Annotated in this window: 17 protein-coding genes; 8 read left to right on the top strand and 9 right to left on the bottom strand. The window is 71.6% G+C overall.

Features of this window, described 5'->3' with window-relative positions; all coding sequences use genetic code 11:
• Position 1 precedes the first annotated feature (1 nt).
• From ABD830_RS29900 to ABD830_RS29885, 4 genes are read left to right on the top strand one after another with little or no spacing between them, the layout of a single operon-like run.
• A complete protein-coding gene (locus ABD830_RS29900; RefSeq protein WP_344994529.1) occupies positions 2–607 on the top strand; it encodes a cyclodeaminase/cyclohydrolase family protein in 606 nt (201 codons plus the stop codon).
• Complete coding sequence (locus tag ABD830_RS29895) at positions 604–1,431, top strand: bifunctional 5,10-methylenetetrahydrofolate dehydrogenase/5,10-methenyltetrahydrofolate cyclohydrolase (protein ID WP_344994526.1); 828 nt, start codon at positions 604–606, stop codon at positions 1,429–1,431. The genes ABD830_RS29900 and ABD830_RS29895 overlap by 4 nt, the downstream gene beginning before the upstream one ends.
• 19 nt (positions 1,432–1,450) lie before the next feature.
• The gene (locus ABD830_RS29890) at positions 1,451–1,858 is read left to right on the top strand and encodes a DUF5655 domain-containing protein (protein ID WP_344994523.1); all 408 of its coding nucleotides are present in this window, start codon (positions 1,451–1,453) and stop codon (positions 1,856–1,858) included.
• Positions 1,851–2,585 (top strand): type 1 glutamine amidotransferase, encoded by a 735-nt coding sequence (locus ABD830_RS29885; protein ID WP_344994520.1) that lies wholly within the window; start codon positions 1,851–1,853, stop codon positions 2,583–2,585. The genes ABD830_RS29890 and ABD830_RS29885 overlap by 8 nt, the downstream gene beginning before the upstream one ends.
• Here ABD830_RS29885 and ABD830_RS29880 read toward each other — a convergent pair.
• From ABD830_RS29880 to ABD830_RS29870, 3 genes are read right to left on the bottom strand one after another with little or no spacing between them, the layout of a single operon-like run.
• Positions 2,554–3,294, bottom strand: a complete 741-nt coding sequence (locus ABD830_RS29880) for a sulfite exporter TauE/SafE family protein (RefSeq protein WP_344994518.1) — start codon at positions 3,292–3,294, stop codon at positions 2,554–2,556. The genes ABD830_RS29885 and ABD830_RS29880 overlap by 32 nt on opposite strands.
• 9 nt (positions 3,295–3,303) lie before the next feature.
• Positions 3,304–4,617: an FAD-dependent oxidoreductase gene (locus ABD830_RS29875; RefSeq protein WP_344994516.1), complete on the bottom strand. Its 1,314-nt coding sequence runs from the start codon at positions 4,615–4,617 to the stop codon at positions 3,304–3,306.
• A 40-nt stretch (positions 4,618–4,657) separates the two neighbouring features.
• Positions 4,658–5,818: an alpha/beta hydrolase gene (locus ABD830_RS29870; protein WP_344994513.1), complete on the bottom strand. Its 1,161-nt coding sequence runs from the start codon at positions 5,816–5,818 to the stop codon at positions 4,658–4,660.
• Positions 5,819–6,086: 268 nt separating this feature from the next.
• On the opposite strand from ABD830_RS29870, the gene ABD830_RS29865 reads away from it, so the two are divergent.
• Positions 6,087–6,551, top strand: a complete 465-nt coding sequence (locus ABD830_RS29865) for a PASTA domain-containing protein (protein WP_344994510.1) — start codon at positions 6,087–6,089, stop codon at positions 6,549–6,551.
• A gap of 62 nt (positions 6,552–6,613) precedes the next feature.
• On the opposite strand, the gene ABD830_RS29860 is transcribed toward ABD830_RS29865, so the two are convergent.
• The gene (locus ABD830_RS29860) at positions 6,614–7,267 is read right to left on the bottom strand and encodes a hypothetical protein (RefSeq protein ID WP_344994507.1); all 654 of its coding nucleotides are present in this window, start codon (positions 7,265–7,267) and stop codon (positions 6,614–6,616) included.
• 324 nt (positions 7,268–7,591) lie between these two features.
• Between ABD830_RS29860 and ABD830_RS29855 the strand changes: the two genes are divergently transcribed.
• Positions 7,592–8,557, top strand: coding sequence for an endonuclease V (locus ABD830_RS29855; RefSeq protein WP_344994505.1), 966 nt, complete (start codon positions 7,592–7,594; stop codon positions 8,555–8,557).
• 180 nt (positions 8,558–8,737) lie between these two features.
• Here ABD830_RS29855 and ABD830_RS29850 read toward each other — a convergent pair whose 3' ends face one another.
• Positions 8,738–9,130 carry a hypothetical protein gene (locus ABD830_RS29850; protein ID WP_344994503.1) on the bottom strand — a complete coding sequence of 131 codons (393 nt, stop codon included), beginning with the start codon at positions 9,128–9,130 and terminating at the stop codon, positions 8,738–8,740.
• A 141-nt stretch (positions 9,131–9,271) separates the two neighbouring features.
• Complete coding sequence (locus ABD830_RS29845) at positions 9,272–9,910, bottom strand: NADPH-dependent F420 reductase (RefSeq protein ID WP_344994501.1); 639 nt, start codon at positions 9,908–9,910, stop codon at positions 9,272–9,274.
• An 80-nt stretch (positions 9,911–9,990) separates the two neighbouring features.
• On the opposite strand from ABD830_RS29845, the gene ABD830_RS29840 reads away from it, so the two are divergent.
• Positions 9,991–10,329 carry a winged helix-turn-helix transcriptional regulator gene (locus ABD830_RS29840; protein WP_344994498.1) on the top strand — a complete coding sequence of 113 codons (339 nt, stop codon included), beginning with the start codon at positions 9,991–9,993 and terminating at the stop codon, positions 10,327–10,329.
• 8 nt (positions 10,330–10,337) lie between these two features.
• Here the strand turns inward: ABD830_RS29840 and ABD830_RS29835 are convergent, their stop codons facing one another.
• Complete coding sequence (locus tag ABD830_RS29835) at positions 10,338–11,141, bottom strand: Cof-type HAD-IIB family hydrolase (RefSeq protein WP_344994495.1); 804 nt, start codon at positions 11,139–11,141, stop codon at positions 10,338–10,340.
• 36 nt (positions 11,142–11,177) lie between these two features.
• Entirely contained in the window at positions 11,178–11,654 is a 477-nt protein-coding gene (locus ABD830_RS29830) for a DUF6968 family protein (RefSeq protein ID WP_344994492.1), read from the bottom strand.
• 122 nt (positions 11,655–11,776) lie between these two features.
• On the opposite strand from ABD830_RS29830, the gene pyrF reads away from it, so the two are divergent.
• Complete coding sequence (gene pyrF / locus ABD830_RS29825) at positions 11,777–12,601, top strand: orotidine-5'-phosphate decarboxylase (protein WP_344994489.1); 825 nt, start codon at positions 11,777–11,779, stop codon at positions 12,599–12,601.
• Here pyrF and ABD830_RS29820 read toward each other — a convergent pair.
• Positions 12,592–13,095, bottom strand: coding sequence for a nucleotidyltransferase domain-containing protein (locus tag ABD830_RS29820; RefSeq protein WP_344994486.1), 504 nt, complete (start codon positions 13,093–13,095; stop codon positions 12,592–12,594). The two genes, pyrF and ABD830_RS29820, sit on opposite strands and share 10 nt — an antisense overlap.
• Positions 13,096–13,105 lie beyond the last annotated feature (10 nt).

Here is a 13,105-nt window from a genome sequence, read left to right as displayed (position 1 = left end):
CATGCGCGACACAAGGATCGTCGACTTCCTGGCCGAACTTGCCGACAGAGCGCCTGCGCCGGGAGGTGGCGCGACGGCGGCCCTGCACGCGGCGCAGGCCGCCGCGCTGCTCGGCATGGTCGCCCGCTACACGACCGGGGAGAAGTACGCGAGCCACGCCGAGACCGTCGTCGCCGCGATCGCCGAGACCGACACGTTGCGGGCCCGGTCGTTGCGGCTGGCCGAGGAGGACGCGGCGGCGTTCACCGCGGTCACCGACGCGTACCGGCTGCCGAAGGGCGAGGAGCGCAGCGCCGCCATCGCCAGGGCGCTGGCCGGCGCGGCCGAGCCGCCCGCCAGAGTGGTCGAGGCCGCCAAGCGGGTGATCGAGCTGTGCGAGGTGCTGCTGCCGATCTCCAACCGCAACGTCGTCACCGACGTGGCCGCCGCCGCGGAGGCCGCACGCGCCGCGCTCACCACGGCCAGGGTGAACGTCGAGGTCAACTTGTCAGGCATCAAGGACGAGCGGGTACGCGAGCAGCTGAACCACCGTGTCTCCGGCGTGGACGCGGCCGTCGCCAGGGCAGACTGGGTGACCGCCGAGGTACGCGAGGAGATCAAGTCGTGAGGACGCTGACCGGGAAAGAGCTGGCCGCCGCCATCCGGGCCCAGACGGAGGCCGAGGCGGCGGCGGGCCCGCAGCCGCGGCTGGCCGTGGTCGTGGCCACGGCCGACGAGGCGAGCCTGTGGTACGTCCGGTCGATCGCCAAGGCGGCCGCCAGCGTGGGCATCGCCTGCGACGTGGTCGACCTCGGCGCCGAGGCCGCGCCGGAGCGGATCGACGACACGCTGGCCAAGCTCAGCGCCGACGCCAACGTCCACGGCGTCATGCTGCAGACCCCGCTCCCGGCGGGCGCCTCCGCGCAGCGGCTGGCCGCCGCCATCGATCCGCGCAAGGACGTCGACGGCGCCAACCCGCTCTCGCTCGGCCGGCTCGCCGCCGGGCTGCCCGCGTTCGCGCCCGCCACGGCGGCGGCCGTGCTGGCGCTGCTCGACCACTACGAGGTGGAGCTGCAGGGGCGGCGGGCGGTGGTGGTCGGGCGTTCGACCGTGGTGGGCAAGCCGCTGGCGCACCTGCTGCTCGACCGGCACGCCACCGTCACGGTCTGCCACTCGCGCACCCGCGACCTGGCCTCCGTCACCTCCACCGCCGAGGTGCTGGTCGCGGCGGTGGGCCGGCCGGCGCTGATCGGCGCCGGGCACGTCGCGCCGGGCGCGGTGGTGATCGACGTCGGCACCAACCCCACGGACGACGGCGGGCTGATCGGCGACGTCGACTTCGGCGCGGTGGCGGAGGTGGCGGGGGCGCTCACCCCGGTGCCCGGTGGCGTCGGCCCGGTGACGACCGCGCTGCTGCTCCGCCACACGGCCCGCGCGGCGAACCTGCCATGACCACGTTAACGGCGCTCTCGTGACCCGGTGGACGTGCCCGGAGTGCGATCGGGAGTTCGGACGCGCGCGGCAGTCGCACGTGTGCGTGCCGGGCTGCACGGTGGACGAGACGTTCGCGCCGCACCCGCCGGTCTACCGCGAGATCTACGACCGGCTGGTCGGGCGGCTCAGGCGGCTCGGGCCGCTCCACGAGGACGCGGTGCGGGTCGGGGTGTTCCTCAAGAGCGAGCGCAAGTTCGCCGAGATACGCCCGAAGGCGCGCAGCCTCAACCTGTGGCTGGAGCTGCCCAGGCAGGTCGAGCACCCGCTGATCGCCCGGGCACTGCCGATCGCCGGCGGGCGGACGGCACACGTCTTCAAGCTCAACCGCGTGGCGGACGTGGACGAGCAGATCTTGGACTGGATGGCGGAGGCCTACGATGAGTGACGTGCTGATCATTCAGAACAGCAGGAGCGGCGGCCCCAGCCGGCTGGGCGGCTGGCTGGAGGAGGCCGGGCTGGGCCTGGACGTCGTGCTCGCCCACGAGGGCGCTGCCCTGCCCGCCCGCCTCGACCACGCCGCCGTCGTCATGCTCGGCGGCGGCTACCTACCCGGCGACGACGACAGGGCGCCGTGGCTGGCCGATGCCAGACGGCTCGTGGGTCAGGCGCTGGAGGACGGCGTGCCGATGTTCGGCATCTGCCTGGGCGGCCAGCTGCTCGCGGAGGTCGCGGGCGGCGAGGTGACCGGCGACACGGGAACGCCGGAGAACGGCAGCCTGCCGCTCACGATCCGGCCCGAGGCCGCCGCCGACCCGCTGTTCCACGGGCTTCCCCGTCAGGTGCCCGCGATCGAGCACCACAAGGACGCGATCACCCGGCTGCCCGCCGGGGCCGTCTGGCTGGCGGAGACCGATGCCTGCCCGTACCAGGCGTTCCGGGTGGGCGAGCGGGCCTGGGGCGTGCAGTTCCACCCCGAGGTGCTGCCCGCGCGCATCCGGGAGTGGTCGCCGGACGGGTTCGACCCCGAGCAGGTGTACGCGCAGGCGGTGGCGGACGAGCCGGTGTCCACGCCGATCTGGCACCGGGTGACCACCCGCTTCGCCGCGTTGGCCGTTGGGGCGGGAGACGTACACCGAGAGGTCAGCGCGAGTACGAGTCCCAGCCCAGCTTGATCGCCACCGCCAGCCCGCAGGCCGCCGCCACATAGCGCAGGCTGTCGCCCGGCAGCCTGCGGGCGATCGTCGGCCCGATCCACCCCCCGACCAGGAACCCGGCCGCCAGCGGCACCGCCGCGCCCCAGTCCACCGGTCCGAACAGCGCGAACCCGAGTGCCGCCACCGCGTTCGCCAGCCCGGACATCACGTTCTTCATCGCGTTCAGCTTGGCCGCCGAGTGGCCCAGCATGAAGGCCAGCACGGCGAACACCATCAGCCCTCCCGCCGCGCCGAAATACCCGGTGTAGATCGTCACGGCGAACAGCAGCACCCGCCCCAGCACGCCGTGCTCGCCGCTCGCCCGTACCGACGGCGGCCTGACCAGCAGCAGCGAGGCCATCGCGATCAGCCATGGCGCGATCAGCTCGAACGTCCTGGACGGGGTCACCAGCAGCAGCAACGCGCCCGTCGCGCCGCCGATCGCGGCCACGGGGCCCAGCTTGAGCACGCGGCCGCCCTCGCCGGCCAGCTCGGGCCGCGAGCCGGCGGCGGCGCCGATGCCGGTGAAGACGAGCGCGACGGTGTTGGTGACGTTCGCGGTCAGCGGGGGCAGGCCGAAGGCCAGGAGCGCCGGATAGGAGACGATCGAGGCGAGACTGACGACCGTGCTCACCAGCCCGGCCGCGACGCCGACTCCGAGCAGGCCGAGAATGTGTCCGACGATCATCCGGATATGTTATGGCTTGTACCTTTTTGTCCTGGTGGTCAGGGGCCTTCTCGCGAGGACGAGCGCCAGGATCGCGGCGCCCGCCCCGGCCGCCGCCCAGCGGCGCTGGCGGGCGACGCGCCGCTCCACCTGCGCGTACGGGGTGGTCGAGAACGAGACGAGCTCGTACCGGGAGACGTAGCCGGGCACCACGCGCTCGAGGGCGTGCTCGACCCGCTTGCCCGCCAGGAACGTCCGGGAGCCGACCTTGTCGCGCATCTCCACGAAGTTCTCCAGGGCCAGCCGGGCGATGACGTCGGTGTCCGCCTTGCGCCGCTCGAACAGCTCCAGCGCCGCGGGGAAGTCGTCCCCCGCCTCGTCCAGGCAGCGGTCCAGCTCGACACAGTCCTCGAAGCCGCAGTTGGCGCCCTGGCCGTAGAAGGGCACGATGGCGTGCGCGGCGTCGCCGACGAGCCCGATCGTGACCGCCTCGGTGGTGACGTGCCAGGGCGCGCAGCGCATGGTGACCAGGTGCCCGACCGGGTTGTCCAGGTACGCCGGGACCAGGTCGGGCATCAGCTCGAACGCGTCCGGATAGTGCTCGGCGAAGTACGCCTTGATCTTCCCCGGGCTGTCCAGGGCGGCCAGGCTCTTGTGCGGCCAGAACAGGGTGCAGGTGAAGGATCGGTCGGCGTTCGGCAGGGCGATCATCATGGAGCGGCCGCGCGGCCAGATGTGCAGCGCGCCCGGCTCCATGGCGAACCGGCCCTCGCGCGGCGGGATCGACAGCTCCTTGTAGCCGTAGTCGAGGTAGTCCTGGCTGAAGCTGACGCCGGGGAACTGCTGCAGCCTGGCCCGCACCGCGCTGTACGCCCCGTCCGCGCCGATCACCACCCGCGCCGTCCTTCCCGGGCCCGGATCGAACTCCAGCTCGCCGGTCCGCTCGTCGAGCCCGACGAGCCGCTGACCGAACCGCACCTCGACGCCGGCGTGCGCGGTGGCCGCGTCGAGGAGCTCCCTGTTGAGCTCGGCCCGGCCGATGGAGTTGATCGCGTGCCTCCGGTCGGCGCTGTAGGGCTGGAAGGTGAGGGCGCCGTCGGGGGCGTGCATCATCCGGCCCGCCATGGGGAGCGCCGCGTCCAGGACCTTCCCGTCGAGGCCGAGGCGGCGCAGGGCGTCGATGCCCCGCTCGGAGATGGCCAGGTTGATCGACCTGCCGCGGTCGGGGCCGTGCGCCCGGGGGTCCGGGCGGCGCTCGTACAGGACGACCTGGTGACCGCGGCGGGCCAGGAAACAGGCGAGCAGGCAGCCGACCAGCCCGGCGCCGACGATCGTGACCTCCATGCTTCCTTCGTACGGTGGGACGGGGCCGATGTCCAGGACGCTAGTGCCTCAGCGCGCTCACGATGGCGCGCGCCGTGGACTGCCAGATCGGGGTTCCCGGGTGGATGACGTCGAAGTGGTCGGCGGGCATTTCGACGTAGGTCACGTCGTCGCCGGCCTCCTCGGCGGCGCGTGCGTGGCGGCGGCTGAAGTCGACCAGGTCCAGGTCGTCGGCGGTGCCCTGGACGATGAGCTGACGTACGTGGAGCGGGACCCGGAGGAGGGGCGATGACTCCGCGTACAGCCGCGCGGCCTCGTCGTCCGCGGGGTGGCCGGGCGCGGATGCGGCGGCGGGGGCGGGCGCGGGTGCGCCCAGTGCGGAGCCGACGGCGCCGGAGCTGAGGCGGCGCCTGTCGCCCTGGACGAGGTCGAGCACGCCTGCCAGCGAGACCGCCAGCACGATCCGCGCCTCACCGCCCAGTGCTCCAGACTGAGCAGCGCGGTCGGCCGCGGCGCGCAGGGCGAGCTGGGCGCCCGCCGAGTGCCCGACGACGGCGACCTTGCCCAGGTCCAGAGCTGCCGCCGCCTCGGAGATCGTCGTGAGTGCGGCCAGCCCGGCCGCCACGTCCGCCGTGGTCGCGTGCCAGCCGTGCAGGTCGGGCCGCCGGTATTCGAGGTTCCACACCGCGAACCCGCGCCCCGCCAGGTCGGCGCAGAGCGGCTCCATGAGGTCGGCCGCCCAGATGGACCGCCAGTACCCGCCGTGGACGAGCACCACGACCGGCACCGCCTGTCCACCCTCCGCCCCGCCCGGCAGGTACAGCTCGCCCCACTGATCCGGCAGCTCCCCGTACGCGATCCGCCGGGACGGGTGCCGTACCCGGTGCACGGCGTGCCGGATCCCCCAGGCCAGCCCGCTGATGCCGCGCCCGTGAAGGTGCGCGGCACCGGCCCCCGCCATCACCCCGTCGGCGCGCTCGACGTCCACCCAGACCACCGCCCCGAGCGGCCGCCCGATCAGCGCGCGCACCTCGTCCGACGGCCCGGGCAGCACGACCGCGGAGGCCGCGCCGTTCACCAGGGACAGGACATGGGAGGCGTCGCGGGCGTGGACGAGCGTGCCGGAGACGCCGAGAGTGGCGAACTCGCGCGTGGCGATCTCTTGGAGCAGCGCGGCGTCGGCCACCACGCCAGGACCGACCACCACCAGCACTTCGCTCATGATTCCGACCCTACAGACGTGCCCTCAAGGAACCCGTCATCACCTGCGCGGTTGCCCCGTGACGCGAAGACGACCATGATCGTTGCATCATGTCCGGTGACGCTCGGAGCGGCTCATGGTGGGGATCAGGCCCCTTGTTCTCGGTCTGTTGATGGTGCCCGTTCTCGGCCTGGCGGCCTGCTCGGGCGAAGGCGAGGGCGGCGCCTCCACCGCGGCGAGCGGGGGGAGCGGCGCAGGATCGCAACATCCGTCACCTGCGTTGCCCTCCTTGAAAGGAAAGACGCTCGACGCCGTCAGCAGCGAGGTGGGGCGCTCCTGGCCCACCTATACCACCGCGTACAGGGCCCTGCCGGACGGTCATCTGTTCGACGGCGAGTCCTACTCCGGTACCTGGATCGTCTGCACGCAGGTCGAGGACCCTCAGGCGAAGAAGGTGGAGTTCGGTTTCCTGCCCCCGCAGGTGCCCTGCCCGCCCGACGGCCGCGTCACCAACTGGCCCGTCGTGCCGAACTTCGTCGGCAAGACCGGCAATGAGGCGAAACAGGCCGCCTTGCAGCTCGGCTTCCCGTACGTCAGCGGCGAGCCCATCGTGACCGAGGGATACGACGACAGTTCACACCTCGAACGCACCGTCTGCACCCAGGACCCGCCGGTCGGCCAGAGCATGCGCCTGCACTACGGCACGACGCTGGACCTGCGGGTCGCCGACAGCAAGGGGGCATGCGCCCCGTAGCCGCCCGCCTTCGTCGTGAACGACCGCCAAGATCAGAATGATGTACCTGGTGGAAGGTACGACTACATCATCCAGAACGCCCAATAGTGCTTGGTCACGTCAAGTAGTACGGCGACTGCGGCTCCAAGAATGACGCCGTACAGCATGTATCGACGTTGAGTGCCTTGGCCGCGCTTTTCGACGCGTTGAGCCACGACGTCGATCTGCTGGGCGAGCAGGACGTTGAAGGCGTCAGCCTCTTCTTTTCGTCGCGCCGCGACCTCACGGCTCGAGTCGGCTTCACGTCTGTTGGCCTCCGCTTCGGCCGCAAGCCTTCGGGCAACGGCTGCACGGGCCTTCATCGCGGCCTCCAGCTCAGCCAACTCGTCGAAGGTGCCTTCCAGACGGCGGGCCAGATCGGCGAACTGGACCTCGAGACTTTCGTCGTCGGCATCGTCCAGGGCGTGACCGTGTCGCGGGTTCGCCTGCGTGATGAGTCTCTCGAGATGTGTGAACTGCTGCTCTGAACGAGTCCGATCGCGGAGCACTGAGGCCCCGATGAGGGCAAGAAGGATGAGCGTCACACTGTGGACAAGCTCCCCCGTCGCCGCCGAAGAGACCACCTCCTCGGGGAGTACGCCGACAACTCCAATGACGATGGCCAAGGCCAGCGCTATCGCTCCATCTGCGTTGCGTGCCAGCCAGGCGACGAACCGACGTACTGCGTAAGAGGCCATCCTCGCTCCGCTGTTCCCGAAGAGCCCATCAAGGTCATGCCAACCTCTGGTGAGTATCCCAAGAGGGATCTAGGGCAGAAAGCGGTATCTCAGCGATTCTGGACATAGCAACGCCGGCGAGCCAGGACGTCCGCGATCACCTGCCCACTCAGGTGCGCCCGCCCGCCGCCCTTCATCCGCACACGCTTGTCGCCCTGGCGAAACCGTGGAACAGCGGCCCAGGCCCGTTTCTCCACGGTTCGGAAGCCCGATTCAGGCGCGGTGGTGGTGGGATTTGGATCCACGACCTCTTCGCCTCGAACGAAGAGGCATACGTTAGGGCGGGTGCGGATCAAGCAGCTTCACCCGTGGCCCACCACCATCGCCGAGGCCGAGTCCATCCAGGACCGCCTCCGCGGAGACGTCGAGCTCACGGGACCCACCGCCTTCTCCCTGGTGGCGGGCCTCGACGTGCATTACCGGAGCGACTCGCTGACAGCCGCCGTGGTCGTCCTCGACGCCGGCACGCTGGCGACGGTGGAGGAGGTGACGGTCGAGGGCGAGGCGGCGTTCCCGTACGTGCCGGGCCTGTTCGCCTTCCGCGAGCTGCCCACTCTGGTGGAGGCGCTCGAACGGCTCACCGTAACGCCTGACCTGCTGGTCTGCGACGGGTACGGGCTGGCGCATCCGCGCGGCTTCGGCCTCGCCTGCCACCTGGGGGTGCTGACCGGGCTGCCCGCGCTCGGCGTCGGCAAGACTCCCTTCGTCGGCACGTACGACATGCCCGGGGCGGAGCGGGGCGACTGGTCGCCGATCGTCCACGAGGGCGCCGTCGTGGGGCGGGCGCTGCGCACCCAGCGGGACGTCAAGCCGGTGTACGTCTCCCAGGGCCACCGAATCTCCCTGGACACGGCCACCGACCAGGCCCTCCGCCTCGCCCCCCGCTACCGCCTCCCGGACCCGATCCGCCGCGCCGACCACCTGGCCCGCCACCCGGCTGACCACACCCGCCGGGCCGGGCCCGGCAGAAGGGGTCGTCGGTATCAGCCGTCCGTCTTGACGAGGGTGGCCAAGAGCTTGTCCAGCTTGGCGTCGACCGACTCGAAGCGCTTCTCGAACCGCGTCTCCATCTCATCCAACCTCGCGTCGACCGACTCCAAGCGCTTGTCGACCGACTCGAAGCGCTTGTCGACCGCTTCGAAGCGCTTGTCCATCAGGTCGGTCAGGCGCTGTTCGAGTGCGTTCAGGTGCTCCTTCGTCGCGAGTGTGGCGCGACCGGCCATGATCTCGCCGAACACCGGCTCGGTGTAGTTGAGGATCTCCTCACGGATCCTTGAGGAGAGGGACTTGTTGTTCGCGCCTTCGCCGCCGTCGACGAAGGCCCAGTCCTCCAGCCGCTGGACGCGGTCGGCGAGGTGTGCGCAATGGTGGGGAGCGGTCATGCCGCAATGATAGACGTTCACGGCGTGCGACGCCGCAAATACTCAGCGTTCAAGCACCGAATCGAGCCGGCGAAGGGCGCCAGGCCCAGACAAGGAGCCAGACGCTGAGGCCGAAGATGGCCATGGCGAGGGGCACGTGCACCGCCAGCACACCTGACCCGCCCATGGCGGACTGGAGGAAGCCGAGCAGCAGCACCGCGAGGCTGACCAGCGCGGGCCAGCCCGCGACGCGGCCCGGGCGCCACAGCAGGACGGCCGCGACGAGCTGCGCCAGCCCCAGCACGTGCACGGCGAGCGCCCCCATGCCGTGGGCGCCCACCCCTCCCCCGCTCATCAGCTGCCCGGCCGTCACGGCCTGGGCCAGCACGGACAGCGTGTTGAGCACGACAACGGCCTTGAACGCGGTCACATACCCGCTCCCCTTGGCGACCTGGGTTACCACTGGATTTCTCCTTTGACCTCGGGTGAAGGTCTCCAGGATCTTGCCGGTGCCGCCGCCGGCGCATCCGCCGGTCGTCGTCATCCCCGATACGCCGCCAGTCGTACGCCCCCGATACGAGACGTCCCGTTACGCGACGTCCCGTTACGCGACGCCCGAGTGGGAGATCGGCGGGAGGACGGCCTGGGCGTCGGCGCCGCCGAACCAGAGGCCGATCATGAACGCCGCCGTCGCCTCCAGCAGCGTGGCCCGCGCCAGCCCGCCGCCGTCCACGGGCGTGCAGCCGAGGTCGGTGACCAGCGTGCGCACGGCAGCCAGGGCCGCCGGGTCGTCGCCGCACAGCGGCACGGCCAGCGGCCTGCCGTCGAACACCGGAGGCGTCATCCGCCAGACGTCCACGTGGCACAGGTTGAACGCCTTCACCACATGACCGCCTGTGAGATCGCGGATCATCGTGGCGATCGGCCGGGTGGGGTCGAAGGGACCCTCGGCGTTGGCGACGTCGATGACGGGCTTGCCGCGCAGCGCCGCACCTGCGGCCTGGAGCACGCCGGCGAGCCCAGCCTGCCTGACGGCCACCATCACCACCTCCCCGAACTCCGCCGCCTCCGCCCAACCGCCGGCGCGCACGACCGCGCCGTCCGCCTGCGCGGTCATGCTCGCCGCCCGGGACGCGCTCACCGCCGCGTCCCGCCCGCTGATCATCACCTCGTGGCCCGCCCTGGCCCACTGCGTGCCCAGGGCGTCCGCCATACCGCCCGCCCCCAGGATCCCGATCCGCATGTCCGTCCTCCCATGTGTGAACTGGTAGAAGGACTGTAGAAAGGACGTCACACACCATTCGGTGCCTAACGGAGGCTCCCTTGTTCGTCGCCGACTGCCAGGCGAGGCTGGCCTTCGACCTGCTGACCAACACCTGGAACGCCGTCGTCCTCTGGGCGCTGCGCCACGGACCGCGCCGACCCGGACGGCTGCGCGAGGAGATCGGCGGCATCAGCACCAAGGTCCTCACCGAGACGCTGCGCCGCCTGGAGTTCAACGGCCTCGTCGCGCGCCGCGCCTACGCGGAGGCCCCGCCCCGCGTCGAGTACGAGCTGACCGACCTCGGCCGCAGCCTCCTCGGTCCGATCGAGGCGATCGGAGCCTGGGCGTACGACCACGCCGACGAGGTCATGGCCGCCCAGGACCGCTGGGAGGCCTGAGGCAGGCGTCAGCCGTAGAGGGACTCCAGCACGGCGGCCACCCCGTCCTCGTCGTTGGAGAGCGTCCGGTGCTCGGTCGCCGCCAGCACCAGGTGGTGCGCGTTGGCCATCGCGTACCCGGCGCCCGCGTACGCGAGCACGGCCAGGTCGTTCGGCATGTCCCCGAACGCCACCACCTCGCCGGACTCGATCCCCCGCTCCTGGCAGAGCATGTCGAGCGTGCCCGCCTTCGTCACCCCCGGAGCGCTGATCTCGAGGAGCCCGTCCACGCCGGAGTGCGTGACCTCCGCCTGGCCCTCGATCGCCGCGATCACGGCCGTGAACATCTCGTCCGCGGTGTGGCCGGGCGACAGGGCGAGCAGCTTGACGATCGGGTCGTCACCGTCGAAGACGGAGCTCACCTCGCGGTAGTACGCCAGGTCGTGCTCGACGCGCCGGGTGTAGGCGGCCTCGGCGAGCAGGTTCCTGCCCGTCTCGACGGCCAGGCCGACGCCGGGCAGTGCCTCGGACAGGGCCTGCGCGACACGCGCCGCCGCCGCCCGGTCCAGGAGGTGACTGGCGGTGATCTCGTCGGTGGCCAGGTCGTACACGATCGCGCCGTTGCTGCAGATCGCGGTGCCCGAGACGCCCGCCTGGCCGGCGATCGCGCGGATGCCGCGCGGCGCCCTGGCGGTGACGAAGACGATCTCCGCTCCGGCCGCGCGGGCCAGCTGGAGAGCCTTCCTGGTACGGGGAGTGATGACGCCGGATGAGTTGAGCAGGGTGCCGTCGAGGTCGGTGGCCACGATGCGCGGGAGAGTCAGGGAGCTCACGGCGCCGATTATCCCGCCGCGTCATCCCGGCCGGGATCAGAGCCGCATCTCGGGCGGGAGCCGCGTCGCCGCGTTCGTCAGCTCCAGGCCCAGGAGCTGCCCGGCGCCGCCGAAGTCGAGCACGACCCCTTCCACCGCGACCTGCCTTGCCACCTCACCCGGAACTATTTCGTGCTTCATCGCGACATAGGCGATATCGCGGTTCTTGTCCAGGCTCACGTACACCGTCTGCGGGCGCTGCCCCGACGGCGCCTCGTCCCAGTGGAGCAGCCCCTCCTTCGCCTCGTGCGAGCCGGCCAGCGCGGCCCGCACCATGACCAGGGCCAGCTCGATCGCCTCGAGCGAGTCGAGCCCGGTGACCTTCCGCTCGTGCTCCCACCCGTCAAGCCCGTCGATCCGGTACGGGCACGACCAATCCCCCGTCGGCTCCTCATAGGGCACGCCGACCGTGACGGTGACATCGCGCGGCGGATCGGTACGCAGCACCAGCACCCGTTGGGCGATCTCGTACATGTAGGCTGATCTACCCCCAAGGCAACTCCCAGAAGACACCTGTTCATATCGTCACGGCAGTAAACATTCCTGGCCGTGGCCGCCGGGGCTAGGCTGCGTAGGTCGTAAGGGGGCCCTTTGAGATGAACGAGTCGTTCGGGACACGCCTGCGAGCCAGGCTCGACGAGTACGGACCGCTCTGTGTGGGCATAGACCCGAGCCCGGCGCTGCTCCACGCGTGGGGGCTCGACGACTCGCCCGCCGGTCTGGAACGCTTCAGCCGCACGGTGGTCGACACCGTGAGCGACGTGGCGGCCGTGGTCAAACCGCAGTCGGCCTTCTTCGAGCGCTGGGGCAGCCGCGGCATCGCCGTGCTGGAACGCACCATCGCCGACCTGCGCGAGGCCGGCACGCTGGTGCTGCTCGACGTCAAGCGTGGCGACATCGACAGCACGATGGCCGCCTACGCCGAGGCCTACCTCGACCGGGGCAGCCCGCTGGCCGTCGACGCCGTGACGCTGAGCCCGTACCTCGGGTTCGGGTCGCTGGAGGGGGCGATCACCTCGGCCGTGGCCAACGACGCGGGCGTGTTCGTGCTGGCCCGCACCTCCAACCCGGAGGCGGCCGCGCTGCAGCGGCTCGTGGCCGGCCAGGTGCTCGCCGGCGCCGCCGCGGCGAACGCCGGGCACACGCCGTTCGGGTCCGTGGGGGTGGTCATGGGGGCCACGCTGCCCGAGCTGGAGGACTCGCTGCTCGACCTCAACGGGCCCATCCTCGCTCCGGGGCTGGGCGCCCAGGGCGCCACCCCCGCCGACGTGGCTCGCCTGTTCGGGCCCGTACGGCACGCCGTCGTGCCCTCGGTCTCCCGTGCCGTGCTGGAGGACCCCGAGCTGCTGCGCTCGCGCGTCCTCTCCTTCCGTGACGAGTGCGCGGCCCACCTGGACGCGAGGATCGCCACTCAGAAGTGAGTCACGATCCCGAACGCCTCCCGTAGCCGCGCCATGTCGTGCAGGTCGCGCTCCCTCGGCTCGTACCCCTGGTGGAAGTGCACCTGCTGGGCGGCCGACAGGCAGGGCACCCGCGCCCCGTCGATCACGCCGGTGACGAAGGCGGCGGCCGGGTAGGACAGGGCGCCGCCCCGCTCGTCGAGGCGCTGCAGCGCCGAGCCGTCCGGGGCGAACCGCAGCGGGTGCAGGTCGAGCTCGCGGCCGTGGGGGCCGGCCATGACGAAGCGGGCCGGCCGGCCCGGCACGACGCCCTCGCGCTCGGCGTACCCTGCCGCCTCGAGCGCGGCGATCACGGCGGGCTCCTGCTCGACGCGGTGGAGCAGGTCGAGGTCGCCGTGCTCCCGGGTGACGCGGCCCACGAGCGCGTCGATCCCCCAGCCGCCGGCGATCCAGACCTCGCAGCCCGCCTCCCCCAGCGTCTCCAGCACGCGGAGCACGTCACCCGCCTCGAACATCCGGCCTCCT

Source organism: Nonomuraea helvata (genome assembly GCF_039535785.1).
Lineage (GTDB): Bacteria > Actinomycetota > Actinomycetes > Streptosporangiales > Streptosporangiaceae > Nonomuraea > Nonomuraea helvata.
The sequence above is the reverse complement of the archived record's forward strand: the minus strand, read 5'-3'. Positions and strand labels throughout refer to the sequence as shown.

Coding starts and splice junctions, on each gene's coding strand:
- ABD830_RS29820 (WP_344994486.1), bottom strand. CDS start 13,095: ATGTTCGAGGCGGGTGACGTGCTCCGCGTGCTGGAGACGCTGGGGGAG.
- ABD830_RS29885 (WP_344994520.1), top strand. CDS start 1,851: ATGAGTGACGTGCTGATCATTCAGAACAGCAGGAGCGGCGGCCCCAGC.
- ABD830_RS29880 (WP_344994518.1), bottom strand. CDS start 3,294: ATGATCGTCGGACACATTCTCGGCCTGCTCGGAGTCGGCGTCGCGGCC.
- ABD830_RS29870 (WP_344994513.1), bottom strand. CDS start 5,818: ATGAGCGAAGTGCTGGTGGTGGTCGGTCCTGGCGTGGTGGCCGACGCC.
- ABD830_RS29900 (WP_344994529.1), top strand. CDS start 2: ATGCGCGACACAAGGATCGTCGACTTCCTGGCCGAACTTGCCGACAGA.
- ABD830_RS29860 (WP_344994507.1), bottom strand. CDS start 7,267: ATGGCCTCTTACGCAGTACGTCGGTTCGTCGCCTGGCTGGCACGCAAC.
- ABD830_RS29845 (WP_344994501.1), bottom strand. CDS start 9,910: ATGCGGATCGGGATCCTGGGGGCGGGCGGTATGGCGGACGCCCTGGGC.
- ABD830_RS29875 (WP_344994516.1), bottom strand. CDS start 4,617: ATGGAGGTCACGATCGTCGGCGCCGGGCTGGTCGGCTGCCTGCTCGCC.
- ABD830_RS29830 (WP_344994492.1), bottom strand. CDS start 11,654: ATGTACGAGATCGCCCAACGGGTGCTGGTGCTGCGTACCGATCCGCCG.
- pyrF (WP_344994489.1), top strand. CDS start 11,777: ATGAACGAGTCGTTCGGGACACGCCTGCGAGCCAGGCTCGACGAGTAC.